The 22781-nt window shown below is 60.1% G+C and carries 38 protein-coding genes and 3 pseudogenes; all 41 read right to left on the minus strand.

Annotated features, from left to right (window positions below):
- Positions 1–225: pseudogene (locus VBE63_RS16760) on the minus strand (dCTP deaminase domain-containing protein); the annotation flags it as partial.
- Positions 226–837 (minus strand): annotated as a pseudogene (locus VBE63_RS16765) (hypothetical protein); the annotation flags it as partial.
- Between the two features lie 9 nt (positions 838–846).
- Positions 847–1200: pseudogene (locus VBE63_RS16770) on the minus strand (dCTP deaminase domain-containing protein); the annotation flags it as partial.
- A gap of 197 nt (positions 1201–1397) precedes the next feature.
- Complete coding sequence (locus VBE63_RS16775) at positions 1398–2402, minus strand: LysR family transcriptional regulator (protein WP_323684173.1); 1005 nt, start codon at positions 2400–2402, stop codon at positions 1398–1400.
- Positions 2399–3646 (minus strand): twin-arginine translocase subunit TatC, encoded by a 1248-nt coding sequence (tatC, locus tag VBE63_RS16780; RefSeq protein ID WP_323684174.1) that lies wholly within the window; start codon positions 3644–3646, stop codon positions 2399–2401. The genes VBE63_RS16775 and tatC overlap by 4 nt, the downstream gene beginning before the upstream one ends.
- A gap of 25 nt (positions 3647–3671) precedes the next feature.
- Positions 3672–4088 (minus strand): Sec-independent protein translocase protein TatB, encoded by a 417-nt coding sequence (gene tatB, locus VBE63_RS16785; RefSeq protein ID WP_323684175.1) that lies wholly within the window; start codon positions 4086–4088, stop codon positions 3672–3674.
- Between the two features lie 59 nt (positions 4089–4147).
- A complete protein-coding gene (tatA, locus tag VBE63_RS16790; RefSeq protein WP_323684176.1) occupies positions 4148–4420 on the minus strand; it encodes a twin-arginine translocase TatA/TatE family subunit in 273 nt (90 codons plus the stop codon).
- Between the two features lie 158 nt (positions 4421–4578).
- The gene (locus VBE63_RS16795; RefSeq protein ID WP_323684177.1) at positions 4579–4899 is read right to left on the minus strand and encodes a phosphoribosyl-ATP diphosphatase; all 321 of its coding nucleotides are present in this window, start codon (positions 4897–4899) and stop codon (positions 4579–4581) included.
- Positions 4900–4973: 74 nt separating this feature from the next.
- Positions 4974–5714, minus strand: a complete 741-nt coding sequence (gene hisA / locus VBE63_RS16800) for a 1-(5-phosphoribosyl)-5-[(5-phosphoribosylamino)methylideneamino]imidazole-4-carboxamide isomerase (RefSeq protein ID WP_323684178.1) — start codon at positions 5712–5714, stop codon at positions 4974–4976.
- A 150-nt stretch (positions 5715–5864) separates the two neighbouring features.
- Complete coding sequence (gene hisB, locus VBE63_RS16805; RefSeq protein ID WP_323684179.1) at positions 5865–6473, minus strand: imidazoleglycerol-phosphate dehydratase HisB; 609 nt, start codon at positions 6471–6473, stop codon at positions 5865–5867.
- An 82-nt stretch (positions 6474–6555) separates the two neighbouring features.
- Positions 6556–6993, minus strand: coding sequence for a D-aminoacyl-tRNA deacylase (dtd, locus tag VBE63_RS16810; protein WP_323684180.1), 438 nt, complete (start codon positions 6991–6993; stop codon positions 6556–6558).
- On the minus strand, positions 6990–7982 hold the full coding sequence (pip, locus tag VBE63_RS16815; protein WP_323684203.1) for a prolyl aminopeptidase: 993 nt from the start codon (positions 7980–7982) through the stop codon (positions 6990–6992). The genes dtd and pip overlap by 4 nt, the downstream gene beginning before the upstream one ends.
- A 65-nt stretch (positions 7983–8047) precedes the next feature.
- Positions 8048–8806, minus strand: a complete 759-nt coding sequence (locus VBE63_RS16820; protein ID WP_323684181.1) for an SAM-dependent chlorinase/fluorinase — start codon at positions 8804–8806, stop codon at positions 8048–8050.
- 91 nt (positions 8807–8897) lie between these two features.
- Positions 8898–9287, minus strand: coding sequence for a 50S ribosomal protein L17 (rplQ, locus tag VBE63_RS16825; RefSeq protein WP_323684182.1), 390 nt, complete (start codon positions 9285–9287; stop codon positions 8898–8900).
- 45 nt (positions 9288–9332) lie between these two features.
- Entirely contained in the window at positions 9333–10346 is a 1014-nt protein-coding gene (locus VBE63_RS16830) for a DNA-directed RNA polymerase subunit alpha (RefSeq protein ID WP_323684183.1), read from the minus strand.
- Between the two features lie 20 nt (positions 10347–10366).
- Positions 10367–10987 carry a 30S ribosomal protein S4 gene (gene rpsD / locus VBE63_RS16835; protein WP_323684184.1) on the minus strand — a complete coding sequence of 207 codons (621 nt, stop codon included), beginning with the start codon at positions 10985–10987 and terminating at the stop codon, positions 10367–10369.
- A 13-nt stretch (positions 10988–11000) separates the two neighbouring features.
- Positions 11001–11387, minus strand: coding sequence for a 30S ribosomal protein S11 (gene rpsK, locus VBE63_RS16840; RefSeq protein WP_200240865.1), 387 nt, complete (start codon positions 11385–11387; stop codon positions 11001–11003).
- 81 nt (positions 11388–11468) lie between these two features.
- Positions 11469–11825: a 30S ribosomal protein S13 gene (gene rpsM / locus VBE63_RS16845; protein WP_323684185.1), complete on the minus strand. Its 357-nt coding sequence runs from the start codon at positions 11823–11825 to the stop codon at positions 11469–11471.
- A 106-nt stretch (positions 11826–11931) separates the two neighbouring features.
- The gene (rpmJ, locus tag VBE63_RS16850; RefSeq protein ID WP_200344028.1) at positions 11932–12045 is read right to left on the minus strand and encodes a 50S ribosomal protein L36; all 114 of its coding nucleotides are present in this window, start codon (positions 12043–12045) and stop codon (positions 11932–11934) included.
- A gap of 106 nt (positions 12046–12151) precedes the next feature.
- Positions 12152–13504 (minus strand): preprotein translocase subunit SecY, encoded by a 1353-nt coding sequence (secY, locus tag VBE63_RS16855; RefSeq protein ID WP_323684186.1) that lies wholly within the window; start codon positions 13502–13504, stop codon positions 12152–12154.
- 32 nt (positions 13505–13536) lie between these two features.
- Positions 13537–13974: a 50S ribosomal protein L15 gene (gene rplO, locus VBE63_RS16860; RefSeq protein ID WP_323684187.1), complete on the minus strand. Its 438-nt coding sequence runs from the start codon at positions 13972–13974 to the stop codon at positions 13537–13539.
- Position 13975: 1 nt separating this feature from the next.
- Positions 13976–14164 carry a 50S ribosomal protein L30 gene (rpmD, locus tag VBE63_RS16865; protein WP_200240847.1) on the minus strand — a complete coding sequence of 63 codons (189 nt, stop codon included), beginning with the start codon at positions 14162–14164 and terminating at the stop codon, positions 13976–13978.
- Between the two features lie 9 nt (positions 14165–14173).
- The gene (rpsE, locus tag VBE63_RS16870; RefSeq protein ID WP_323684188.1) at positions 14174–14680 is read right to left on the minus strand and encodes a 30S ribosomal protein S5; all 507 of its coding nucleotides are present in this window, start codon (positions 14678–14680) and stop codon (positions 14174–14176) included.
- A 10-nt stretch (positions 14681–14690) separates the two neighbouring features.
- Complete coding sequence (gene rplR, locus VBE63_RS16875; RefSeq protein ID WP_323684189.1) at positions 14691–15047, minus strand: 50S ribosomal protein L18; 357 nt, start codon at positions 15045–15047, stop codon at positions 14691–14693.
- A gap of 9 nt (positions 15048–15056) precedes the next feature.
- Positions 15057–15590, minus strand: coding sequence for a 50S ribosomal protein L6 (gene rplF / locus VBE63_RS16880; RefSeq protein ID WP_323684190.1), 534 nt, complete (start codon positions 15588–15590; stop codon positions 15057–15059).
- An 11-nt stretch (positions 15591–15601) separates the two neighbouring features.
- A complete protein-coding gene (gene rpsH, locus VBE63_RS16885) occupies positions 15602–16000 on the minus strand; it encodes a 30S ribosomal protein S8 (protein WP_323684191.1) in 399 nt (132 codons plus the stop codon).
- Between the two features lie 113 nt (positions 16001–16113).
- Positions 16114–16419, minus strand: a complete 306-nt coding sequence (gene rpsN, locus VBE63_RS16890; RefSeq protein ID WP_323684192.1) for a 30S ribosomal protein S14 — start codon at positions 16417–16419, stop codon at positions 16114–16116.
- A gap of 16 nt (positions 16420–16435) precedes the next feature.
- Positions 16436–16975 (minus strand): 50S ribosomal protein L5, encoded by a 540-nt coding sequence (gene rplE, locus VBE63_RS16895; RefSeq protein WP_323684193.1) that lies wholly within the window; start codon positions 16973–16975, stop codon positions 16436–16438.
- Positions 16976–16979: 4 nt separating this feature from the next.
- Positions 16980–17297, minus strand: coding sequence for a 50S ribosomal protein L24 (gene rplX / locus VBE63_RS16900; RefSeq protein WP_323684194.1), 318 nt, complete (start codon positions 17295–17297; stop codon positions 16980–16982).
- A gap of 2 nt (positions 17298–17299) precedes the next feature.
- Entirely contained in the window at positions 17300–17668 is a 369-nt protein-coding gene (gene rplN, locus VBE63_RS16905; RefSeq protein WP_200240825.1) for a 50S ribosomal protein L14, read from the minus strand.
- Between the two features lie 91 nt (positions 17669–17759).
- The gene (gene rpsQ / locus VBE63_RS16910; RefSeq protein ID WP_323684195.1) at positions 17760–18020 is read right to left on the minus strand and encodes a 30S ribosomal protein S17; all 261 of its coding nucleotides are present in this window, start codon (positions 18018–18020) and stop codon (positions 17760–17762) included.
- Positions 18017–18223 (minus strand): 50S ribosomal protein L29, encoded by a 207-nt coding sequence (rpmC, locus tag VBE63_RS16915; RefSeq protein ID WP_323684196.1) that lies wholly within the window; start codon positions 18221–18223, stop codon positions 18017–18019. The genes rpsQ and rpmC overlap by 4 nt, the downstream gene beginning before the upstream one ends.
- The gene (rplP, locus tag VBE63_RS16920; protein WP_323684197.1) at positions 18223–18636 is read right to left on the minus strand and encodes a 50S ribosomal protein L16; all 414 of its coding nucleotides are present in this window, start codon (positions 18634–18636) and stop codon (positions 18223–18225) included. The genes rpmC and rplP overlap by 1 nt, the downstream gene beginning before the upstream one ends.
- A 3-nt stretch (positions 18637–18639) precedes the next feature.
- On the minus strand, positions 18640–19314 hold the full coding sequence (gene rpsC, locus VBE63_RS16925) for a 30S ribosomal protein S3 (RefSeq protein ID WP_323684198.1): 675 nt from the start codon (positions 19312–19314) through the stop codon (positions 18640–18642).
- 3 nt (positions 19315–19317) lie between these two features.
- On the minus strand, positions 19318–19662 hold the full coding sequence (gene rplV / locus VBE63_RS16930; RefSeq protein ID WP_201222291.1) for a 50S ribosomal protein L22: 345 nt from the start codon (positions 19660–19662) through the stop codon (positions 19318–19320).
- A gap of 10 nt (positions 19663–19672) precedes the next feature.
- Entirely contained in the window at positions 19673–19951 is a 279-nt protein-coding gene (rpsS, locus tag VBE63_RS16935; RefSeq protein WP_200343995.1) for a 30S ribosomal protein S19, read from the minus strand.
- Positions 19952–19972: 21 nt separating this feature from the next.
- Positions 19973–20800: a 50S ribosomal protein L2 gene (rplB, locus tag VBE63_RS16940; RefSeq protein WP_323684199.1), complete on the minus strand. Its 828-nt coding sequence runs from the start codon at positions 20798–20800 to the stop codon at positions 19973–19975.
- A gap of 83 nt (positions 20801–20883) precedes the next feature.
- Complete coding sequence (rplW, locus tag VBE63_RS16945; protein ID WP_323684200.1) at positions 20884–21192, minus strand: 50S ribosomal protein L23; 309 nt, start codon at positions 21190–21192, stop codon at positions 20884–20886.
- Entirely contained in the window at positions 21189–21797 is a 609-nt protein-coding gene (gene rplD / locus VBE63_RS16950) for a 50S ribosomal protein L4 (RefSeq protein WP_323684201.1), read from the minus strand. Before rplD ends, rplW begins: the two co-directional genes overlap by 4 nt.
- Positions 21798–21799: 2 nt before the next feature.
- Entirely contained in the window at positions 21800–22453 is a 654-nt protein-coding gene (gene rplC / locus VBE63_RS16955) for a 50S ribosomal protein L3 (RefSeq protein WP_323684202.1), read from the minus strand.
- 10 nt (positions 22454–22463) lie between these two features.
- The gene (rpsJ, locus tag VBE63_RS16960; RefSeq protein WP_200240793.1) at positions 22464–22775 is read right to left on the minus strand and encodes a 30S ribosomal protein S10; all 312 of its coding nucleotides are present in this window, start codon (positions 22773–22775) and stop codon (positions 22464–22466) included.
- Between the last annotated feature and the right edge of the window lie 6 nt (positions 22776–22781).

A 22781-nucleotide genomic window follows, 5' to 3' on the forward strand; every position in this document is an offset into this window, starting at 1 on the left:
TCAGGGCTTCGGCAAGGTCACGCCGCGCTGTCCCTGATACTTTCCACCGCGATCCTTATAAGAAGTCTCGCAAACCTCATCCGACTCCAGAAATAGGATCTGCGCCACCCCCTCATTCGCGTAAACCTTCGCCGGCAATGGTGTCGTATTCGAGAACTCGAGTGTCACATGCCCTTCCCACTCCGGCTCCAACGGCGTTACATTGACGATGATGCCGCAATTGCTGACGAAAACACCGGCGGCGAGCGCAAAATTACCTGCCTCCGGCACGGTCAAGCAGTAAACATCGTGATCACCCTTGATCTCGCGAATGTGCTGTATCTTGTGGTTATAAACAGCCGTTGACCCTGTTTCCCCACGTAATGCAGTGAGCGCTGGAACTGGATGGAGATGCTCATCAGGATCGAAGTCCTTATGATGCCGGTGCGTCCAGGGCACATCCTCGTAAAGCCCATTGCGCAGATTCCATTCGTCAGCAAGCCGATGGGTTGGATACAGATGGCCGCTGGATGGCTGATAGACCATCTCGTATCCTCGCGCAAGATGCCGATAGAGCGGCATCAGTGAATCATTCGGACGCAGTTCGTTAGCTGCAAGCATGCGCCCGTCGCGAAGCACGAATTCATGGTCCGGCGTGCAATGGATCTGCTCGCCGTTATCCAACGTCAACTCGAGCAGTGAGTCGCTCCCGATGTAGCGCGGGGCCTCGAGCAAAGACGCGATGACGCGTCCATATTGGCCAATGCTATAACCCCAGAATAGCTCCCCCTGCTCGGCCCGCAGGGCCATCTCCTCCAAGGTGGGTGTCGAACCGTCGAGCAGCGCAACGCGCGTATCGGCGCGAAAGCAACGGGCATAGGTGCTTTTACCAAGACAAATCGTCAGCACATTGCGTGGGATACGGAAGTATTCGACGGTTCTGGCAAGCGCGAATGAATTCGGTGGAATGATGCAAACATCAGCTTTGAGATCAACGAAACTCGAAGAGTCGAAGTTCTTTGGATCGACGATGGCCGAGTTGATATTGGTGAAGATCTTGAACTCATCGGCACAGCGGATATCGTAGCCGTAGCTCGAGGTGCCGTAGGAGATGACGCGGCCGCCGCCTTCCGACTCCCGCACTTGACCGGGGATGTAGGGTTCGATCATGCCCTGCTCGCTCGCCATGCGGCGAATCCAGCGGTCGGATTTAATACTCATAGTGTTGACGTCGTACCGAAACAGGGAGCCAGGATGGCAGAATGACCGGGCTCGAATACAAACACGGGTCTAGCGCTCGCTGTTGGAGCGCAGAGCCAATGAGTCTCTCGAGACTCTAGTCAAGGCTTGATGTTGACCACTCTTTATCTGCGCCCAACTGCATCATCCGCGTTTTATTGGTTGATCGGTTGATCGGTTCAGCCGAGCAGCCCGTCTTCGAAGGAGTCGTCGCCAGCGGCTGGCGGCTGGACAGGACGCTCGCCATTCGCCAAAAACAGCTCGGTCATCAGCGCCTGGAATCGCTTGCTGCTGGCGGACATGAATTTGCCCCGTCTGAGCACTAGCCCGTAACTGCGCGCTGGAAAATAGGCATCCAAGGGCCGGCGCGCGAGTGACTCCTCGCTGGTCAGACAGACCTCAGTGACGATCGAGATACCCAGGCCAAGCGCGACATACTTCTTGATCACCTCCCAGCCGCCAGCCTCGAGCCGCACCTGATAGCTCAACCCCTGCTGGCGGAACACCAAATCGACAAGCCGCCAAGTGCTGAGATGCCTCGGCGGCAGGATCAGCCCATGCTCGGCGATATCCTGCAAGGAAATCTTGGGCTTCTCCGCCAGTGGATGGCCCACAGGCGTGATCAGCATCGGCCGGTAGGTCACGATGGGGATGTAACGGATATCGTCCGGCACCTCGAGCATCGAGCCAACGGCCAAATCCACCTGATCGGCGCGCACCATCGCCAGGCCATCACGGCCGGTGACATTGTGGAGCTGCAGCTCGATGCCCGGATACTGCTCAGCAAAGCACTGGATAGGGCCTGGCAAGATATAGAGGATGGTCGATTCACCCGCGGCGATGTCAAGCCGTCCCCGATCAAGCCGCCCGCACTGGGCTGCGAAGGTCTCCTGCAGCCCATCGATACCCTGTACCAGCGGCTGTGCCAGCTCGAACAGCAACGCGCCCTCGGGGGTGAGCTGGATCTTCGGGCCGCGGCGCTCGAACAGGATGGTGTCCAGCTCGCGCTCGAGCGATTGAATCTGCAACGAGACGGTGGGCTGACTCAGCGAGACCCGTTCTGCAGCTCCGCTGATGCTGCCGACACGGGCAGCATGGCAGAAGGCCCGCAACTGCTTGAGACGATTTTGGCCGCCGCGCCCGGTCGGAACGCGTGCCAACGACTCGGCTAAGGGATCGCTCACCGGTCCAGATCAACGAGGATGTTGCGGGCGACCACGCGCTGATCGGCATTGCCCTCCTCAAGCACCCGGTATAAAAGCTGCTTGGCATGGCCAACATTGCCCGACGCCCGAAGCTGGTTTGCTTTGCGGATCAGGGCTTCGATCAGGTCGGTATCGGCATCCGCAGCCGCAATCTCATCGATCGGGCTGAGCGCCGGTTTGGCATTGGAATCCAAGTCCTCAAGCTCCTGCGCCTCGATCGCATCAAGCTCGGCCTCCATCTCCTCATCCGTCATCGGACGATAACGACCGGGCTCGTTGCGGTCGCCGCCATCGATCTCATCGCCGACTATCGTCGACGCGTTGTCGCTCGAGAGATGATCGGGTTCTGGAGACCGCACTGCAGCATCTGCAGCACCTGCAGCTGGCGCGCCCTTTGGTCCGCCATCAGGCGAGCCAGGGTCCTCATCTTCATCAGTGCTCGGTTTGACGAACCGCGAGAAGAAGATGCCCGCCTCAAACAGCAGCCACATCGGCAGTGCCAAAAGCGTCTGGCTGATCACATCCGGCGGCGTGAGCAACATGCCAGCGACGAAGACGCCAACAATCACATAAGGGCGCTTTTGCTTCAGCGCTTCAGGGGTGGTCGCGCCAATCGCCACCAGCAAAATGGTCGCAATGGGGATCTCGAAGGCGATGCCAAAGGCAAAAAACAACTTCAGCACGAACTCGAGATAGAAGGCGATATCGGGCATCTGCGCGACGCCCTCGGGGGTCACCGCCGAGAAGAACCCAAACACCAACGGAAACACTGCGTAGTACGCAAAGAGCATCCCGAGGTAGAACAGCACAATGCTGGAACCAACGAGCGGCAACGCGAGCCGCTTCTCGTGGCTGTAGAGTCCCGGGGCGACAAACCCCCAAAACTGAAACAGCAGATAGGGCATGGCGATGAAGATCGCCACGACCAAGGTCAGCTTGAATGGCGTCAGGAAGGGCGAGGCAACCTGCGTCGCGATCATCTGTGAGCCGACCGGCAGTTGCGCGCGGATCGGCTCGGCAACAAAGGTGTAGATGTCATTCGCGAATGGGAACAACAGGAGGAACACCAGCGCGATCGCGATGAGCATCCGAATCAAGCGGTCACGCAGCTCGATCAGATGCGAGATGAACGGCTGTTCACCACCCAAGCCCTCGGGGCCAAGGTCCGCGGACCCCGACGCAGCCTGCCGTTTAGCGCTTTTTTGAGAGGCGGAAGAGGTCATCCGAGGCAACGTCATCCGAGGCAGCTCATGAGCGTTCCTGAGGTGTTTCGGCTGCTGCCGACCGCTTGTCCGGGCCTCTGTCGGGACCGCTGTTGTTTGATCCAGTCTCCGAGCCTGCGCTTGAGCCAGCCTCTGGTGCTGATCCCGCAGCCGAGACTCTCGAGCCGCCCGGTGCGCTCGCCTTTGAGGCCGATCGCCCCGTCACCGCCTCTTCGAGGATGGCCTCCAAGGGTCGGCTCTCGGCCTGCTTGCGCAGGATCTCTTTGAGCTCGTCCGCCTTGATCTCGCGGTCGATCTCTGATTTGACCGACGAGAAGGCTCGCCGCGCTCGCCCAACCCAGAGACCAGCGGTACGTGCCAGCTTCGGCAGCCGCTCAGGGCCGACCACGATCAACGCGACCACGCTGATGACCAGCAGCTCTAACGCACCCACATCGAACATCTGATCTGCCCTGCTCTAACCTAATTCAAGCGCTCGATTGCTCAGCCCGCCGCGGGTCTTCAGACCTGGGTCTTGTCCGCCGACTTGCCCGAGACCGCATTAGAGGTCGAGTCGGTCGCGCTTGAGGCTTGCTCAGACTTGGCCGCGTCGAGTCGTTTCGGGTCTTCGTCGTCAGCATCCGCCTTCTCGGGCTCGCTCATCGCGGAGCGAAACCCTTTGACCGCGTTGCCGAGATCGGAGCCAATACTCTTCAATCGCTTGGTGCCAAACAGCAGCACCACGATCAAAAGAATGATTAAGAGTTGCCAAATACCGATTCCACCGACACCCATCGAAACCTCCAGCACAAGCCTTGATGTCACCCAAGCGGGCAACCGAAATGTTCGTTATCCACAGCTTCCGGCAGTCACCGCGTCAATCCGATGCCGCCCTGCAGCCTCAACCAGCGACTATACCGCATGGCCAAGCAGCGGTGCATAGATCGCAACGCTTACTGGGGAGTCCGTGAGGCCTTCTCGGTCAGTCCCGAGAGTCCAAAGCGCCGATCCAGCTCGGCAAGCACCGCATCTGGGTGCAGCCCCTGATCGGCCATCAACACCAGCGAATGGAACCAGAGGTCTGCAAGTTCGTAGACCAGCTTCTCCGGGTCACCATCCTTGGCGGCCATGACCGTTTCAGTCGCCTCCTCGCCAATCTTTTTCAGGATGGCGTCTAGACCCTTGTCATAGAGCTTGGCCACATAGGAGGTGCTGGGATCGGCACCCTTGCGCGTCTCAAGCACCTCAGAGAGTCGATTCAGAATATCGGACAAGCGTTTATCCCCCCTTGCTTTGCCCTTGTAAAGGCGTTATCCGGCGGATCAGCGAGAAGCGTTTGGTTCAGCATTTAGGCCTTGCCTGTGCCTGCCGCCACCCGCTGCCCTTCGGCAAAGTCAAGCGTGCCTTCGTAGATGGCGCGACCGGTAATCGCACCGATGATGCCCGGCTCAGCCACTGCCGCCAAGGCGCGCAGATCGTCGAGATCGGTGATGCCACCCGAGGCAATGACGGGGATACGAATCGCGTCAGCGAGGGACCGAGTGGCTTCGATGTTCGGTCCAGTCAACATGCCGTCGCGGCCGATATCCGTGTAAACGATGGCCTCGACGCCATCGTTCTCAAAACGCTGCGATAAGGTCTCAACACGGTGCTCGGTCACCTCAGCCCAGCCATTGATCGCGACCTGACCGTCCTTTGCATCCAGCCCCACGATGATATGCCCTGGAAAGCGGGTGCAGGCACGAGCCACGAGCCCAGGCTCCTTCACGGCCTGGGTGCCGATGATGCACCAGTGCACCCCGGCCTCGAGGTAAGCACCGATGGTCTGTTCGTCGCGGATGCCACCGCCGACCTGGATTGGCAGACCGGGGAAGGCGGCCGCGATAGCGCGGATCGCATCGCCGTTGACCGGCTCGCCAGCGAAGGCGCCATTTAGATCCACCAAGTGCAAGCGTTTCGCTCCTGCCCCAACCCATCGCCCGGCGACCTCGACGGGATCATCAGAAAACACCGTTTCGTCATCCATCCGCCCCTGTCGCAAACGCACACAGCGGCCATCCTTGAGGTCGATAGCGGGAATCAGCTGCATTGAAGGCCCTCCAGCGGGCGATTGATAGGCATGTGGATGGATATGTGATGGAGAAGAGCGCGACCAATGCCAGCAAACCGGATTTAGATCAACCCGGCTGAGTCAGGTCGTCCGAACCCAGCGTTCGACGCAGGGCCAGTACCCCCGATGCTAGAGGCTACCCTTGGTCGAGGGCAGCAGGCCCGCCATGCGCGCATCGGGCTCAACCGCCATCCGCAGCGCACGGCCAAACGCCTTGAAGACCGTCTCGGCCTGATGATGGGCATTGATCCCACGCAGGTTGTCTATCTGCAGTGTCATCGCGGCATGATTGACCATGCCTTGAAAGAACTCGCGCAGCAGATCGACATCGAAACCGCCGATCAAGGATCGGGTATAGGGCACCTCATAGGTGAGCATGGGCCGCCCGGAGAGGTCGACGACAACCCGCGACAAGGCCTCATCCAGGGGCACATAGGCATGGCCATAGCGGCGGATGCCGGCTTTGTCACCCAAGGCCGCCGCGAGCGCCTGACCGAGCGTAATACCGACATCCTCAACCGTATGATGGGCATCGATCTGCAGATCGCCCTCAGCCTGCACCTCGAGATCGATCAACCCATGGCGCGCGATCTGGTCGAGCATGTGCTCGAGGAAGGGGACGCCGGTATTCAACTCTGAACGGCCAACGCCATCGAGATCGAGCTTCACGCGGACCTGGGTCTCGAGCGTCTTGCGCTCAAGTTCAGCAATGCGATGTTCGAAGGTGTCAACGGCCATGATGAACTGATGGGATCTGAAGTTGTGGGATCTTGTTGAGTAGACAGGCGCAGTCGTGATGAGCGCAGAGTATAGACAGCACTCAGGATTCCAGCCAGAAGGTCACCGGCCCATCGTTGGTCAGGCTGACCTGCATATCGGCGCCAAAGCGTCCGCTGGCGACCGGGCGATGGCATTGATGCGCGCGCTCGAGCAGCAGGTGGAACAAGCGCTCGCCCTCGGCGGGCGCGGCGGCACTGGTGAAGCTCGCGCGCCGGCCCTTCTTGGTGTCGGCAGCCAGCGTGAACTGCGGCACCAGCAGCAAGCCACCCGCCACATCGACGAGGCTGCGATTCATGCGCCCGCTGTCGTCGGCAAACACCCGATAGCTCAGCAGACGCTCCAGTAACCGATTCGCGCGCGCCTCGTCGTCGCCCTTTTGCACCGCGGTCAGCACTAACAAGCCCTGATCGATCGCGCCGATTACTTCGCCCTCGACCTCGACCCGTGCCGAGCGCACCCGTTGCAACAAACCGATCATCGCACCTGTTCTGCACTCAGTCGCGCCGAGCGCCCGCCCGTCTTCAACGCGGAGGCCATCTGGTCGGTTGCTGCGACGAGCGCCCGGACGATACCGGGCTCGAAGGCCGCATGGCCGGCATCAGCGATGACCTCAAGCGAGGCCTGCGGCCAAGCCGCAGCCAGTTCCCACGCAGAGCGCAGCGGGCAGATCAGATCATAGCGTCCATGCACGATGACACCCGGAATCTCGGCGAGCCGCGAGGCATCCTCCAGTAGCTGATTCGGTCGCAAAAAGGCCTGATGGACAAAATAGTGGCATTCGATCCGCGCCAGACTGAGCGCAAGGCGTTCGTCGCTGAAGCTGCGACGAATGTCTGGGTCTGGCAGCAGGGTTGCGCAGCGGCCCTCCCAAATCGACCAGGCCTTGGCCGCGGCAAGCTGTGTCAACAGATCGGTTCCGGTCAGACGGCGATGATAGGCATGCAGGAGATCGCCCTGCTCGGCCTCTGGAATCTGCGCCAGAAAATCATGCCAATAGTCAGGAAAGATCCAGCTCGCGCCCTGCTGGTAAAACCAAGCGATTTCATCCGGGCGACAGAGGAAGATCCCCCGCAGCACCAAGGCGCTCACGCGCTCTGGATGAGACTCCGCATAAGCCAAGGCCAGCGTCGAGCCCCAGGAGCCACCAAAGACCAGCCAGCGGTCGATGCCGAGATGCGCGCGTATCCGTTCCATGTCCTCGACCAGATCCCAGGTGCTGTTGTAATCGATGCTCGCATGCGGCGTTGAGCGTCCGCAGCCGCGTTGATCGAAGAGAATGATGCGATAGCGATCGGGATCGAAGAAGCGCCGATGCGAGGGGCCGCAACCGGCCCCAGGCCCACCGTGCAGAAACACCGCCGGGATGCCTTCCGGGTTGCCGGACTGCTCCAGATAGAGCTGGTGACCCCGACCGACGGCCAGGCAATCAACGGCGAAGGGCTCAATCGTTGGATACAAGGCGCTGATCCTCTCATGCTCGTTCGGGCACAGATCGATCCCGTCTCTGGATAGATGAGGCCGCGACGACGAATTCAAGGCCGCGAGCCCCCTTGGCGCAACGCGATCGGCGCGCCTAGCCCTAATCCCAAGGTGGCATCGGCGCGGCCCTGATTCACGGCCAGCTCGACCAGACCAAAGGCATTGCGATACCAGAAGGCCTCGCCCACCGCGACATCGGCAAAGGTGCGAGCGGCCTTCAACTGGCGGCCAGCGGCAAGCAGCTCGGTACCCGCCGACAGACCCTCTGCCTGCAGACCGGTCATCAGGTTGCCGAAGGCATCGATATAGCAAACGCAGGCGCGCTCCTCTGACCAATCGGCCCCGACCAGTTGAGCAAGCGCGATGGGCTCTGACTCGGGTAGCTCCCCTTTCACCAAACGCGCGGCCACGGGCACAAACAGATCCCGTCCATGAAAACTCGCCGAGAGCTGCTGAGGGCGCCATCTGAGCCGATAGACGTCTAGGTCAACTTGGTGCTGCAGCAAAGGCATCAGCAACCCGTTATCCGGCCCCAGCCACCAGTCCGCACCGCACCGAGCAATGATGACCTCCCGGCTTGTGCCAACCCCAGGATCGACAACACAGCAATAGAGGGTCTCGCTCGGCATCCCAGACTGCAGGCCGGGCAGCAGATAGGCAGCCAAGTCTGGACGATAGGACGGCAAATCGGAGATCAGCGTGACGGCAGGGATGTGCGGTGCTAGCTGAGTCAGTCGCAGCCGCATTTGACCGACGTAGGGGCCATCCCCGAAGTCGCTCAACAGGGCAATTCGAGCGCAGGGCTGGGCCATTAGACCGGCCTCGAAACGCAAAAGGCCGGGTCAAGCCCGGCCTTGGTCTCGCAAGACAGGCACATCAGTGCACCGCCGTCATCGTCGCGACTCAATCGTTGTCTTCGACTATGCCCTCATCGGCCGGACGGTCGACGAGTTCGACATAGGCCATGGGTGCCGCATCGCCGGCACGGAAGCCGCATTTCAGAATGCGCAGGTAGCCACCCGGACGCTCGCTATAGCGCGGACCGAGCTCGGTAAAGAGCTTGCCCACGGCCTCTTTGTCGCGCAATCGCGCGAAGGCAAGACGGCGATGATGCACTGAGTCTTCCTTCGCCAAGGTGATCAGAGGCTCAGCGACGCGACGCAGCTCCTTGGCCTTGGGTAGGGTGGTCTTGATCAGCTCATGACGGAACAGCGAGCCCGCCATATTGCGAAACATGGCCTCGCGGTGGGCACTGTTTCGGTTGAGTTTTCTTCCAGATTTTTGATGTCGCATTGTTCTGTTCCGATCGGTACTGTTCCGGTCGTTCTTCGCCGGTGGCTACTTGACCATCAACTCTTCGATGTTCTCGGGTGGCCAGTTTTCGAGGCGCATGCCGAGAGACAAGCCCCGTGTTGCCAGCACATCCTTGATCTCAGTGAGCGACTTCTTACCCAGGTTAGGCGTCTTCAGCAGCTCCACCTCGGTCCGCTGAATCAGATCACCAATCAGGTAGATGTTCTCCGCCTTGAGACAATTCGCAGAACGCACCGTCAGCTCAAGCTCATCGACTGGCCGCACCAGGATCGGGTCATAAGCCGGCTCGGTCGGGCGCTCATCACTCAGCCCGTCAGTGGGACCAGATTGATCGAGATCGACGAAGCTGCCAAGCTGATCGCGTAAAATCGTCGCCGCACGCTGTACAGCGTCTTTCGCATCCAGCGTCCCATCGGTCTCGATGTCGATGACCAGACGATCGAGATCGGTACGCTGCTCGACACGGGCCGCCTCGACATCGATCGCCACGCGCAGCACCGGACTAAAGGTTGCATCAAGCGGAAGCTTGCCGATTGGACGCTCTTCCCCCCCGGCGGCCTCGCGCACGCTGGCCGGCTCGTAGCCGCGGCCACGACGCACTGTCAGCGACATGCTGAGTTCGCTCTTACCGGTCAGGTTTGCGATCACGAGCTCCGGGTTCGCGACTTCAGCCGTGTGGTCGACGGCGATATCGCCGGCCGTGACGGCACCAGGCCCGACCTTGCTCAGCGTAAAGGTCGCCTCGTCACGCCCATGCAGCCGAATCGCCAGCTGTTTCAGATTGAGCAGGATTTCGAGCACGTCCTGCTGCACGCCCTCGATCGTTGTGTACTCATGCAAAATGCCTTGGATCTCGACCTCCGTCACAGCGAAACCATCCATTGAGGACAGCAGGATTCGCCGTAGCGCATTGCCGAGCGTGTGACCAAAACCGCGCTCGAAGGGCTCGAGCGAGACCTTGGCGCGGTTCGGGCTGCCGGCGACGGGGTCGACCTTGACGATGCGCGGCTTTAAGAAGCCGCCTGCGACGTCTGACATAGAAAACTCCCTCGACGGCGTTATTTCGAGTACAACTCGACGATGAGCGACTCATTGATGTCGGACGGCAGATCAACCCGGTCTGGAATCCGTTTAAAGACCCCCTTCGCTGACTTGCTATCGACCTCGATCCATTCAACGAAACCGTTCGCCTCGGCCAAGGCCAGTGCATTCTGCACGCGCACCTGCTTCTTCGCCTTTTCACGAACCTCAATCTGGTCTTCGACCGTCACTTGGTAAGATGGAATCGAGACCACCTTGCCGTTGACCAGCACGCCCTTGTGCCCGATTAGCTGCCGTGCCTCCGCGCGGGTCGCGCCAAAGCCCATTCGATACACCACGTTGTCGAGCCGGCGCTCCAGCAACTGCAGCAGGTTCTCACCCGTTGCGCCCTTACGTCGGGCGGCCTCAGTGTAATAATTCCGGAACTGCCTCTCCATCACACCATAGGTGCGGCGGACCTTCTGCTTCTCTCGCAGCTGGAGACCATAATCGGAGAGGCGCCGCCGCCGATCAGCAGCCTGTCCGGGCTGCTTCTCCAGATTGCACTTGGTCTCGAGCGCGCGCGCCCGGCTTTTGAGCCCAAGATCGACGCCCTCGCGGCGTGCAAGCTTGCAGGTGGGACCAATGTATCTCGCCATGTTCTCTGCCCTGTTAGACGCGCCGCTTCTTCGGCGGTCGGCAACCATTGTGTGGGATCGGCGTCACGTCAGTGATGCTCGCAACTTTAAATCCAGCGTTGTTCAGCGCACGCACCGCGGATTCGCGGCCCGGCCCTGGTCCCTTGACGTGAACATCCAGATTGACAACGCCGAACTCCTTCGCGGCTTGACCGGCACGCGTCGCTGCGACCTGCGCTGCGAACGGGGTGCTCTTACGTGATCCGCGAAAGCCAGAGCCACCAGAAGTGGCCCAAGTCAAGGCATTGCCCTGCCGATCGGTGATGGTGATGATGGTGTTATTGAACGAGGCATGGATATGAGCCACCCCATCCGCCACCTGCTTCTTTACTTTTTTGCGCGTGCGCAGCTGTTTAGCCACTGTAATCTGTCTCCGAGCGGAAAAGGCGTTTCCTGTCGCCAGCTGAATCCCTTGCTGGTCAGACAGAGCCCTTAGGGGGGGTTAACGACGAACCGGGCGGCGCGGTCCCTTACGCGTGCGCGCATTAGTGCGCGTGCGCTGGCCGCGCAGCGGAAGTCCGCGCCGATGCCGAATCCCACGATTACAGCCAAGGTCCATCAGGCGCTTGATATTCATGGACACCTCGCGCCGGAGGTCACCTTCGACCGAGAACTTGCTGACCTCGTTGCGAAGACGATCAATCTCTTCCTCGGACAATGTGCGGATGGGCGCGGTAGTCGGTACCTGTGCGGCCTCGCAGATAGCGGCCGCCCGAGTCCGCCCGATCCCATAGATCGATGTCAAGGCAATGACCGCATGTTTGCGATCTGGAATATTGACTCCGGCGATTCGAGCCATGCGCGTTGCGCTCCTAAGCGTTCGGTTCTATCAGAAGAAAAAAGTGTAAACAGAGCAGTGTAGCACCCTGCGCCTTACGATGGAAGCGGCAGCACGCATCGACAGACTAGCCCTGACGTTGTTTATGGCGCGGGTCTTTGCAGATCACACGGATCGTGCCGTTGCGACGAATCGTCTTGCAATGGCGGCAGATCTTTTTGACAGATGCTCGTACTTTCATGGTTATCTCCGTTTTCGGTATAAGGGTTGCCAGCCTGGGTGCTCGCGCGGATAGGCGCCGTCGCACTTGCTAAAGTCGGTCGCAACTCAGTGATTAATCCGCTTCATTACCGCGTCAGGCCAGCGCCCGGCGCCTTGAGATTGGCCTTCTTCATCAATCCCTCGTACTGATGGGACATCAGATGGGCCTGAACCTGGGCCATGAAGTCCATCACCACGACGACGACGATCAGCAACGAGGTACCGCCGAAGTAGAAGGGCACATTCCAGCCCACGATCAAAAACTCAGGCAGCAAGCAGACGGCTGTGATGTAGAGCGCCCCTGCGGCCGTCAGTCGAGTCATCACGGAATCGATGTAGCGAGCGGTTTGCTCGCCAGGCCGAATGCCAGGAATAAACGCGCCTGATCGCTTCAGATTGTCCGCAGTGTCTTTCGCGTTAAAGACCAAGGCGGTATAGAAGAAGCAGAAGAAGATGATCGCGGTTGCATAAAAGATCACATAGACCGGCTCGCCCGGCGACAGTTTGCTGGTGAGGTCTGCCAGCCAGCGCATATTCTCCGATTGCCCGAACCACTGCCCGAGCGTACCCGGGAAGAGGATGATACTGGAAGCAAAGATCGGCGGAATTACGCCCGCCATATTCAGCTTCAGCGGCAAGTGCGTACTCTGTGCCGCCATCATGCGACGCCCTTGTTGTCGACGGGCATAGTTGACAGTAATCCGTCGTTGGCCGCGTTCGACAAAGACCACGAAGGCGGTCACCGCAAGCGCCAAGGCGAATAAAACCAATACCGCGAGCGCGTTCATCTCACCCGTTCGCACCAGCTCCAAGGTTCCACCAACCGCAGCCGGTAGTCCGGCGACGATGCCAGCGAAGATGATCAAGGAGATACCATTGCCGATTCCACGCTCAGTAATCTGCTCGCCAAGCCACATGAGGAACATGGTGCCAGTCACCAATGACACCGCCGCGGTGAACACAAAGCCAAAGCCTTGCTGGACCACCAAAGATGAGCCACCCGCGGTCTGGCCTTGCAAAGCAATCGAGATGCCAATCGCTTGGAAGGTCGCTAGGACCACCGTGCCATAGCGCGTGTATTGCGTAATCTTGCGCCGCCCGGCCTCGCCTTCTTTCTTCAGCTGCTCGAGCTGAGGGATCACGGCCGACATCAGCTGCATGATGATGCTCGCCGAGATGTACGGCATGATGCCGAGCGCCAAGATGCTCGCACGCTCCAGGGCTCCGCCCGAAAACATGTTGAACATATCCAGGATCGAGCCCTGGTTCTGATCGAAGAGCACGGCCAAGGCCTGGGGGTTTACCCCGGGGACCGGAATAAAGGTGCCAATCCGGTATACGAGCAGCGCGCCGAGCACGAACAGCAGGCGCTGTCTCAGCTCCGTCAGCCGGCCCATGCCGCCGAGCGACTGCATCATCGATGCCCTGTTCTTCGCCATCTCGATCGCCCCTGGTTCGCTCTTGACTGGTGTTAGCTATCGACCACCGCACCGCCGGCCGACTCGATCGCGGCGCGCGCACCAGCCGTGACACCCAGGCCCTTCACCTGGTAGGCGCGATCAACGTCGCCGGATTTGATCAGCTTCACCGATAACACAGCGGCCGTGATCAACCCCGCGGCGCGCAGGCTCGCCAAATCAACCTCGGTCCCTTCGAGCCGCTTGAGCTCGCTGAGCCGGATCTCGTCTTTGCTTGCAGCCTTACGCGAACGAAAGCCCACCTTCGGTAGGCGTCGCTGCAACGGCATCTGGCCGCCTTCGAAGCCAGTCTTATGGAAACCGCCGGTGCGCGACTTCTGGCCCTTATGTCCGCGTCCAGCTGTCTTGCCAAGCCCGCTGCCGATACCGCGGCCAACGCGCTTGGCGTCCGTCCGGCTGCCCGGATCGGGTGAAAGAGTATTCAGACGCATCTCATCCGTCCCCCAAAACGCGAACCATGTATTGCACCTTGTTCACCATGCCCCGGGTCGCCGGCGTGTCTTCCACCTCGACGATCTGATGCATGCGCCGCAAGCCAAGGCCGCGGACACAAGCCTGGTGCGTCTTTAAGCGCCCGTGCATGCTCCGTACAAGCTGCACCTTCATCCTGTTCTCCGCCATTGCTCGCTCCTAACCTAGGATCTCTTCGACCGTCTTGCCGCGCTTTGCGGCAACCGCCTCGGCGTCAGCCATGTCGGAGAGACCGTTGATGGTTGCCTGAACGACGTTGATCGCATTGTTGGTGCCGATGCACTTGGCGAGCACGTCTTGCACACCAACAACCTCGAACACCGCACGCATCGCGCCCCCGGCGATGATCCCGGTCCCTTCAGAGGCTGGCTGCATATAGACGTGCGCGGCACCATGCCGGCCATTGACCGGATACTGTAGGGTGCTACCCTTCAGCTTGATATCGACCATGTTTTTGCGCGCGCTCTCCATCGCCTTCTGAATCGCGACCGGAACCTCACGGGCCTTGCCGGTTCCGTAGCCAACGCGGCCCTTGCCATCCCCGACCACGGTGAGCGCACCGAAACCGAACACACGGCCACCTTTAACGACTTTTGCCACGCGGTTGACGGAGATCAGCTTCTCGAGCAGATCGTCACCTTCGGGCTTTGGGTTGTAATTCGACATCTGCGTCTCCTCAGAACTGAAGCCCGTGCTCGCGCGCGGAATCGGCCAGCGCCTTGACACGGCCGTGATACTTGAAGCCAGAGCGATCAAAGCTGACCTTTTCGACCCCAGCGGAGCGAGCACGCTCGGCAATCGCATGGCCGATCTTGACGGCTGCACTGACGTTACCCGTTTGTCCCTCACAGGCGGCCTTCAGCTCCTTTTCGACGGTCGAGGCACTCGCGACCACACGATCACCACCTTCACCGATCACCTGCGCATAAATATGCCGTGGGGTGCGATAGACGCACAGTCGATAGCCACCGAGCTCGCGAATCTTGGCCCTGGCGCGCGTCGCGCGCCGAAGCCGGGCATGTTTCTTATCCATCCGCATCACCTATTTCTTCTTGGCTTCTTTACGCAGGACTTGCTCATCCGCGTAACGAACACCCTTGCCCTTGTAAGGTTCCGGAGGGCGGAACCCGCGAATCACGGCAGCAACTTGACCGACCTGCTGCTTGTCGATTCCACGCACGATGATCTCGGTTGGCGATGGTGTCTCAACCTCGATGCCTTCCGGCAGCGGGAAGTCGATAGGGTGCGAAAATCCCAGCGCGAGGTTCAGTATCTTACCCTTTGCTTGGGCACGGTAACCGACGCCAACGAGGTTGAGCTTGCGCTCGAAACCGCTGCTCACGCCCTGCACCATGTTGCTCAGCAATGCGCGCGTCGTACCGACCATTGCCCACTGTGGGTCGCTCTCGTTCGCGGGCCGCGTGGTGACGACAGCACCATCGATATCCACTTCAACGAACGGATGAATTGGCCAAGACAGCGATCCCTTTGGGCCTTTGACACTGAATTCGCGGCCCGTCATCTTGACGTCGACACCCTTTGGCACCTGGACCGGCGCCTTACCTATTCTGGACATGACAACCTCCCTTAGGCGACGTAGGCCAAGATCTCGCCACCGTGTCCGGCCTGACGGGCGGCACGATCGGACATCAAGCCCTGCGAGGTCGAAACGATGACGACGCCGAGCCCGCCCCAGACGCGAGGTAGCTCGTCTTTGCCGCGATAGATGCGCAGCCCCGGCCGCGAGACCCGCTTTAGGTACTCGATAACCGGCTTGCCACGGTAATATTTCAACTTGAGAACCAGCTGTGGCTTAACGGTCTCTTCATCTTCAATCGAGACGTCAGCGATATAGCCTTCATCACGCAGGAGGTTGGCGACGGCCAGCTTCTTCTTCGACAACGGCATGGAGATCGTAATCTTGCCGCGTGCCTGGCCGTTACGGATACGCGTTAGCATATCCGCAATGGGATCGGTCATACTCATTGCATTTGCTCCGGGGTCAGGCCGCCGATGAGGGCGCGATACCCACTAGGGTTTCTCGATCCTGCCCGCGTCTCTGCGCGCACAGGTTGATCGGATGATCCGATCGATGCTTGTTACCAGCTAGCCTTGACCACGCCAGGCACGTCACCGCGCATCACGGCTTCACGTAGCTTGTTACGCCCAAGCCCAAACTTGCGGTAGACCGCATGGGGGCGACCACTAACCCGACAGCGACGCTGAATCCGCGAAGGGCTCGCATCGCGAGGCAACTTCTGGAGCGCAATGACGGCTGCCTCGACCTGCTCGGGATCGGCACTCCGATCGTTGATCACCGCCTTCAACTGCCCGCGGCGCTCCGCATAGCGCTTCGCGATCTGTGCACGCTTGAGGTCGCGCGCGATCATGCTCTTTTTCGCCAACCTTCGCCTCCGAAAATTAGGTACGGAATGGGAACTGGAAGGCCTCGAGCAACGCGCGCCCTTCCTCGTCGTTGCGCGCTGTCGTCGTAATCACGACATCGAGGCCGCGCACCGAATCAATCTTGTCGTAGTCGATCTCTGGGAAGATGATCTGCTCGCGCACTCCCAGCGAATAATTGCCACGACCGTCGAATGCCTTCGGGCTCAGTCCGCGGAAGTCACGCACACGCGGTATTGCGACGTTGATCAATCGGTCGAGGAATTCATACATGCGCTCACGGCGCAGCGTGACCTTGCAGCCGACTGGCCAGCCCTCACGGATCTTGAACCCGGCAACGGACTTACGCGCATTGGTGACGACAGGCTTTTGGCCAGCAATCTTGGTCATGTCGCTAACCGCGAAGTCCATGACCTTCTTGTCGGTCACGGCCTCTCCAACACCCATGTTGAGGGTGATCTTGGTCAGCCGCGGCACCTGCATCACGCTCTTGAAGCCAAAGCGCTCCTGCAATTCGCCGACATACTTCTCGTTATAGAGTGTCTGCAACCTAGACATAATCTTACCCAACGTCCACGACTTCGCCGTCAGACTTGAAAATCCGAACCTTGCTACCGTCCTCAAGCGTCTTGAAGCCAATGCGATCGGCGCGCCCGAGTGCAGGATTGTAGACACCCACATTGGAGCGATGCATTGGCATCTCTTTATCGACGATACCGCCAGGGACACCTTTTTGTGGATTCTGCTTCTGGTGCTTCTTCGCCATGTTGAGGTTTTCCACCAAGATCCGGTCACCGTTCATCTTCAGGACCGTGCCGCGCTTGCCTTTATCTTTGCCAGCGATGACCATCACATCATCGCCCACCTTGATCTTATTCATGGTTAGAGAACCTCGGGCGCCAGCGAGATGATCTTCATGAAGCGCTCACCGCGAAGCTCACGCGTCACCGGCCCGAAGATACGGGTCCCGATGGGCTGAAGTTGGTTATTGAGCAGGACCGCCGCATTACCATCGAAACGAATACGTGAGCCGTCGGGACGGCGCACGCCCTGACGGGTGCGCACCACGACCGCATTAAAGACATCGCCTTTCTTCACCTTGCCACGCGGAATCGCATCCTTGACGGTGACCTTGACGACATCGCCAATGCCGGCATAGCGTCGATGCGAGCCGCCAAGTACCTTGATGCACTGCACCGAGCGCGCCCCGCTGTTGTCGGCCACGCTGAGGCGGGTTTGCATTTGAATCATTGTATGAACCTACCTTTGCAACTGCTGAGTGGAGGCCGACCCAAGTCTGGTCTGCACGTCCGGAGCGAGAGCAAGACCGAAAGGGTCTTGTCTAGCGAGCGCGCTCGACGACCTCGACTAACCGCCAGCTCTTGGTTTTCGACAGGGGTCGGCACTGCTCGACGCGCACCCAATCACCCTTATTGCATTCGTTCGCGTCATCATGCGCGTGGATCTTGGTCGAACGACGCATAAACTTGCCGTAGAGCGGATGCTTGACTCGGCGCTCGATGACCACGGTAATCGTCTTGTCCATCGCGTTACTGATCACCTGCCCGGTCAGGACACGGTTGGTTTCGTTCTGCTCACTCATTGACCGATCCCCGCCGCCTTATGCTTCTCTGTCATCAGGGTCTTTACCCGAGAGATGTCACGGCGCACTGCCTTGACCTGCGAAGGTCGAGAGAGCTGGCCGGTGCGCTGTTGCATCCGCAGATTAAACTGCTCCTTGAGCAGTTCGTGCAGCCGCTTCTCAAGCTCGGCGGTGCCGAGTGTGCGTAATTCATGAGCCTTCATCAGAGCACCGTCCTCTTCTCGAAACGCGTCTGTACCGGCAGCTTGGCCGCGGCGAGCTCAAAGGCATCGCGCGCCAACTCTTCGGAAACGCCCTCGATCTCATAGAGCATTCGCCCAGGCTGGATCAGCGCGACCCAGTACTCGACGTTGCCCTTACCTTTACCCATGCGAACCTCAAGCGGTTTCTTCGAGACTGGCTTGTCCGGGAACACCCGAATCCAGAGCTTACCGCCGCGCTTCACTTTACGGGTGATGGCACGCCGAGCAGCCTCGATCTGACGTGCGGTCAAGCGACCACGCCCCACCGCTTTCAGGCCAAATTCGCCAAAGGACACCTGACTGCCGCTTTGCGCCAAGCCTCGGTTGCGACCCTTGTGCTGCTTTCGAAATTTTGTACGCTTTGGCTGCAGCATGGCTCAACCCTTCTTCTCGGTCTTGTCTTTGACGCCGGTGCCGGGGAAGTCGGACAGGATCTCACCGCGGAAGACCCACACCTTCACGCCGAGGATGCCGTAAGTCGTGCGTGCCTCGGCGAAACCGTAATCGATATCGGCTCGCAGCGTATGCAGTGGCACCCGACCCTCGCGATACCATTCCGAGCGCGCAATCTCAGCACCGTTCAGGCGACCTGCGATATTCACCCGAACGCCACCGGCACCGGCACGCATGGTGCCTTGGACGGCGCGTTTCATTGCGCGTCTAAACATGATGCGCCGCTCGAGCTGTTGGGCAATCCCCTCGGCGACCAACTGCGCGTCGAGCTCCGGCTTACGGATCTCTTCGATGCTGATGTGCACCGGGATACCCATGCGTTCCGAAACCTCGGCCCGCAGTTTGTCGATATCCCCACCCTTCTTACCGATGACAACGCCGGGGCGTGCGGTATGGATGGTGATATGTGCGTTGCGTGCCGGCCGGTTGATCTGAATACGGCTGACCGAGGCATTCGCAAGCTTTTTCTTGAGGAATTCACGAACCTCAAGGTCATTATTCAACAGGTCGGGATAATCTTTCGTGCTCGCATACCAAGTCGAATTCCAATCCTTGACAATACCGAGCCGAATACCAATTGGATGTACTTTCTGTCCCATGCCTCAACCCCGACCGTCGCGTTCGGCTACCCGGACACTAATGTGGCTGGTGCGTTTCAAGATCCGCGACGCTCGGCCCTTAGCCCGAGCGCGCAGGCGCTTCATTGTCGGCCCCTCGCCCACCTGCACCTCGACGACGTGCAACTGATCGATATCGGCACCGGCGTTGTTCTCTGCATTGGCGATCGCCGACTCCAAGAGCTTGCGCAGCATGCGCGCGCCTTTCTTGGTGCTAAACGCCAGATCATTCAGGGCCTGCTCAACGTGCTGCCCGCGGATCTGGTCCGCGACCAGACGCGCCTTCTGCGCCGAGATGCGTGCGTACTTCAGTGTCGCTGCTGCTTGCATGCCTAATCCCCTAGCGCTTCTTTGCTTTGCGGTCCGCCGCATGGCCGCGGAAGGTCCGGGTCAGCGCGAACTCGCCCAGCTTGTGGCCGATCATGTTTTCATTGATCAGTACCGGCACGTGCTGGCGGCCGTTGTAGACGGCGATGGTCAGACCGACCATCTCCGGCAAAATCATCGAGCGGCGCGACCAGGTCTTGATCGGCCGTTTACTATTCTGGGCCACCGCATCCTCGACCTTTTTGGCCAAGTGATGATCGATGAACGGGCCCTTGCGGATCGAACGTGCCACGTGATCGCTCCTCGCGTTGTCTTACTTGCGCCGACGACGACGTACGATCATGCCGTCCGTACGCTTGTTGTTTCGAGTCTTGTGGCCCTTAGTGGGGACACCCCATGGGCTCACCGGGTGACGACCACCCGAGGTCCGGCCCTCACCACCACCGTGCGGGTGATCAACCGGGTTCATCACGACACCACGCACCGTCGGACGCACGCCCCGCCAACGCGAGGCTCCGGCCTTACCAAGCTTGCGCAGACTGTGCTCGCCGTTGCCGACGACCCCGATCACCGCGCGGCAATCTGCCTGCACCTTGCGCATCTCGCCAGAGCGCAGCCGCAGCGTCGCGTAGTCACCCTCACGGGCGACGAGTTGGACCGAGGCCCCCGCAGCACGGGCGATTTGAGCACCCTTGCCAGGTCGCATTTCGATGCAATGCACCTCGGTACCGACCGGGATATTACGCAATGGCAAGCAGTTTCCAGCCGCGATGGGCGCTGAGTCACTCGCCATCACCGCTGCACCCTCAGTCAGCCCCTTGGGGGCGATGATGTAAGCACGCTCGCCATCGGCATACTTCAGCAGTGCAATGTTGGCGCTGCGATTGGGATCGTATTCGATCCGCTCAACGCTCGCCGGCACATTCTGCTTGCGGCGCTTGAAATCAATGATGCGGTAGCGCTGCTTATGCCCACCACCACGATGCCGCACCGAGATACGGCCCTGGTTGTTGCGGCCGCCCGTCTTGGACTTCTTCGTGACCAAGGCATCAAAAGGCGCGCCCTTATGCAGACCCGTACCCGTGACCTTGACGACGAAACGCCGGCCCGGCGATGTCGGTTTTGTTTTAACGATAGCCATTGTCTGTAATCCGTATCCTAGGTGGGCCTAACCGGCGCAGCGCCAGCAGAGCCTGGCGCGCTGTGCGGCATTCGCTCTACCGATTAGGCACCGCCCCCAAAGTCGATGTCGTTGCCAGGCGCGAGACGCACATAAGCCTTCCGCCAGCTCGGACGCTTGCCGAGCCGAGCGCCAAAGCGCTTCGATTTACCTTTGACGTTGAGCACCTGCACGGCGTCGACCTTGACCTCGAACAGCAGCTCGACTGCCTGACCGATCTCACGCTTCGTCGCCGTGCGCTCGACCCGAAAGGCGTACTGAGCCGCCTGATCCGCAGCAAGGGCGGCCTTCTCCGAGATGATCGGCCCCAGTAAGACCTTCATCAGACGTTCTTGATTGACGCCGGCATTCATGACAAACGCTCCTCTAGACGGCGCAGTGCGGCCTCAGTAATCAACACCTGCTCCGCCGCAACCAGGCTCACCGGATCGACACCGGCGGCCGTATCCACCCAAACACCGGGCAGATTACGCGCGCCCAGCGCCAGGTTATCGTCAACCTCATCGACCAAGACTAGCGCCCGATCAAGGCTCAATTCAGCCAGTTTTGCGCGCACTGACTTCGTCTTCGGTTCCTCGATATTGAACTCGGTCACCACGAGCAGGCGCTCGGAACGGACCAGCTCGGAGAGGATCGAGCGCAAAGCGCCGCGATACATCTTGCGGTTGACCTTTTGCTCGTAGCTGCGGGGCTGCGCCGCGAAGGTGACACCACCGCTGCGCCACAACGGACTACGGCTAGTACCAGCGCGCGCTCGGCCCGTGCCCTTCTGACGATAAGGCTTGGCGCCACCGCCACTCACAGCGGAACGGTTCTTTTGCGCCTTGGTCCCGGCACGCCCGCCGGCCATATAGGCCGTCACCACCTGGTGCACCAGGCCCGGCTTATAGTCCGCGCCAAAGACCAGGTCAGCGACCTGGACCGAGGACGACTCGGCGTTGCGAATAGCCAGTTCCATGATTAACCCTTTCGATTCTTCTGTTTCACTGAGGGCACCAGGATCAGGCGCCCGCCGGCTGGTCCAGGCACCCCACCACGAATCAGCAGCAGGTTGCGATCAGCGTCGACCCGAACGACCTCGAGATTCTGCTGGCACCGGTTGACGTTACCCATCTGGCCGGCCATCTTCTTGCCCTTGAGCACGCGCCCTGGGGTTTGACATTGGCCGATCGAGCCCGGCGCTCGATGTGATAGCGAGTTGCCGTGGGTGCTGTCTTGACCGCGGAAGTGGTGCCGACGGATCGTGCCGGTAAAGCCACGCCCAATTGTCACACCACGCACATCAACCTTCTGGCCAACCTCAAACAACGAGACGTTAAGCTCGCTGCCGTCGGTGAGATCCTCACCCTCGCCAGGCTCTAGCCGAAACTCCTTGAGTACGGTGCCCGGCTCTACGCCGACCTTGGCGTAATGGCCTGCAAGCGGCTGCGTCACACGCGTCTTACGGCGGCGGCCAGTGGTCACTTGAACGGCACGGTAACCGTCACGCTCCTCGGTTTTCGCCTGGGTCACGCGGTTGGGCTGCACCTCAACGACCGTGACCGGAATCGATTGTCCGTCGTCACTAAAGATGCGGGTCATACCGGCTTTGCGGCCGATCACGCCAATGGCCATCGTCTTAACCTCAGCTCAGTTTGATCTGTACGTCGACGCCGGCAGCCAAGTCGAGCTTCATCAGTGCATCGACTGTCTTATCCGTCGGATCGACGATGTCCATCAACCGCTTATGGGTGCGGAGCTCGTACTGGTCGCGCGCGTCCTTGTTAACATGCGGCGAGACCAAGATAGTGTAGCGTTCGTGGCGCGACGGCAGCGGCACGGGGCCGCGCACCTGCGCACCCGTGCGCTTCGCCGTGTCCACGATCTCGCGGGCGGACTGATCGATCAGTCGATGATCGAACGCCTTTAGTCGGATGCGGATGCGTTGACTTGCCATGCGGTT

The organism is Lamprobacter sp. (assembly GCF_034860625.1).
Classification (GTDB): domain Bacteria; phylum Pseudomonadota; class Gammaproteobacteria; order Chromatiales; family Chromatiaceae; genus Lamprobacter.

Coding starts and splice junctions, on each gene's coding strand:
- tatC (WP_323684174.1), bottom strand. CDS start 3,646: ATGACCTCTTCCGCCTCTCAAAAAAGCGCTAAACGGCAGGCTGCGTCG.
- tatB (WP_323684175.1), bottom strand. CDS start 4,088: ATGTTCGATGTGGGTGCGTTAGAGCTGCTGGTCATCAGCGTGGTCGCG.
- tatA (WP_323684176.1), bottom strand. CDS start 4,420: ATGGGTGTCGGTGGAATCGGTATTTGGCAACTCTTAATCATTCTTTTG.
- hisA (WP_323684178.1), bottom strand. CDS start 5,714: ATGCAGCTGATTCCCGCTATCGACCTCAAGGATGGCCGCTGTGTGCGT.
- hisB (WP_323684179.1), bottom strand. CDS start 6,473: ATGGCCGTTGACACCTTCGAACATCGCATTGCTGAACTTGAGCGCAAG.
- dtd (WP_323684180.1), bottom strand. CDS start 6,993: ATGATCGGTTTGTTGCAACGGGTGCGCTCGGCACGGGTCGAGGTCGAG.
- VBE63_RS16820 (WP_323684181.1), bottom strand. CDS start 8,806: ATGGCCCAGCCCTGCGCTCGAATTGCCCTGTTGAGCGACTTCGGGGAT.
- rplQ (WP_323684182.1), bottom strand. CDS start 9,287: ATGCGACATCAAAAATCTGGAAGAAAACTCAACCGAAACAGTGCCCAC.
- VBE63_RS16830 (WP_323684183.1), bottom strand. CDS start 10,346: ATGTCAGACGTCGCAGGCGGCTTCTTAAAGCCGCGCATCGTCAAGGTC.
- rpsD (WP_323684184.1), bottom strand. CDS start 10,987: ATGGCGAGATACATTGGTCCCACCTGCAAGCTTGCACGCCGCGAGGGC.
- rpsM (WP_323684185.1), bottom strand. CDS start 11,825: ATGGCTCGAATCGCCGGAGTCAATATTCCAGATCGCAAACATGCGGTC.
- rpmJ (WP_200344028.1), bottom strand. CDS start 12,045: ATGAAAGTACGAGCATCTGTCAAAAAGATCTGCCGCCATTGCAAGACG.
- secY (WP_323684186.1), bottom strand. CDS start 13,504: ATGGCGAAGAACAGGGCATCGATGATGCAGTCGCTCGGCGGCATGGGC.
- rplO (WP_323684187.1), bottom strand. CDS start 13,974: ATGCGTCTGAATACTCTTTCACCCGATCCGGGCAGCCGGACGGACGCC.
- rpmD (WP_200240847.1), bottom strand. CDS start 14,164: ATGGCGGAGAACAGGATGAAGGTGCAGCTTGTACGGAGCATGCACGGG.
- rpsE (WP_323684188.1), bottom strand. CDS start 14,680: ATGTCGAATTACAACCCAAAGCCCGAAGGTGACGATCTGCTCGAGAAG.
- rplR (WP_323684189.1), bottom strand. CDS start 15,047: ATGGATAAGAAACATGCCCGGCTTCGGCGCGCGACGCGCGCCAGGGCC.
- rplF (WP_323684190.1), bottom strand. CDS start 15,590: ATGTCCAGAATAGGTAAGGCGCCGGTCCAGGTGCCAAAGGGTGTCGAC.
- rpsH (WP_323684191.1), bottom strand. CDS start 16,000: ATGAGTATGACCGATCCCATTGCGGATATGCTAACGCGTATCCGTAAC.
- rplE (WP_323684193.1), bottom strand. CDS start 16,975: ATGTCTAGGTTGCAGACACTCTATAACGAGAAGTATGTCGGCGAATTG.
- rplX (WP_323684194.1), bottom strand. CDS start 17,297: ATGAATAAGATCAAGGTGGGCGATGATGTGATGGTCATCGCTGGCAAA.
- rplN (WP_200240825.1), bottom strand. CDS start 17,668: ATGATTCAAATGCAAACCCGCCTCAGCGTGGCCGACAACAGCGGGGCG.
- rpsQ (WP_323684195.1), bottom strand. CDS start 18,020: ATGAGTGAGCAGAACGAAACCAACCGTGTCCTGACCGGGCAGGTGATC.
- rpmC (WP_323684196.1), bottom strand. CDS start 18,223: ATGAAGGCTCATGAATTACGCACACTCGGCACCGCCGAGCTTGAGAAG.
- rplP (WP_323684197.1), bottom strand. CDS start 18,636: ATGCTGCAGCCAAAGCGTACAAAATTTCGAAAGCAGCACAAGGGTCGC.
- rpsC (WP_323684198.1), bottom strand. CDS start 19,314: ATGGGACAGAAAGTACATCCAATTGGTATTCGGCTCGGTATTGTCAAG.
- rplV (WP_201222291.1), bottom strand. CDS start 19,662: ATGCAAGCAGCAGCGACACTGAAGTACGCACGCATCTCGGCGCAGAAG.
- rplB (WP_323684199.1), bottom strand. CDS start 20,800: ATGGCTATCGTTAAAACAAAACCGACATCGCCGGGCCGGCGTTTCGTC.
- rplW (WP_323684200.1), bottom strand. CDS start 21,192: ATGAATGCCGGCGTCAATCAAGAACGTCTGATGAAGGTCTTACTGGGG.
- rplD (WP_323684201.1), bottom strand. CDS start 21,797: ATGGAACTGGCTATTCGCAACGCCGAGTCGTCCTCGGTCCAGGTCGCT.
- rplC (WP_323684202.1), bottom strand. CDS start 22,453: ATGGCCATTGGCGTGATCGGCCGCAAAGCCGGTATGACCCGCATCTTT.
- rpsJ (WP_200240793.1), bottom strand. CDS start 22,775: ATGGCAAGTCAACGCATCCGCATCCGACTAAAGGCGTTCGATCATCGA.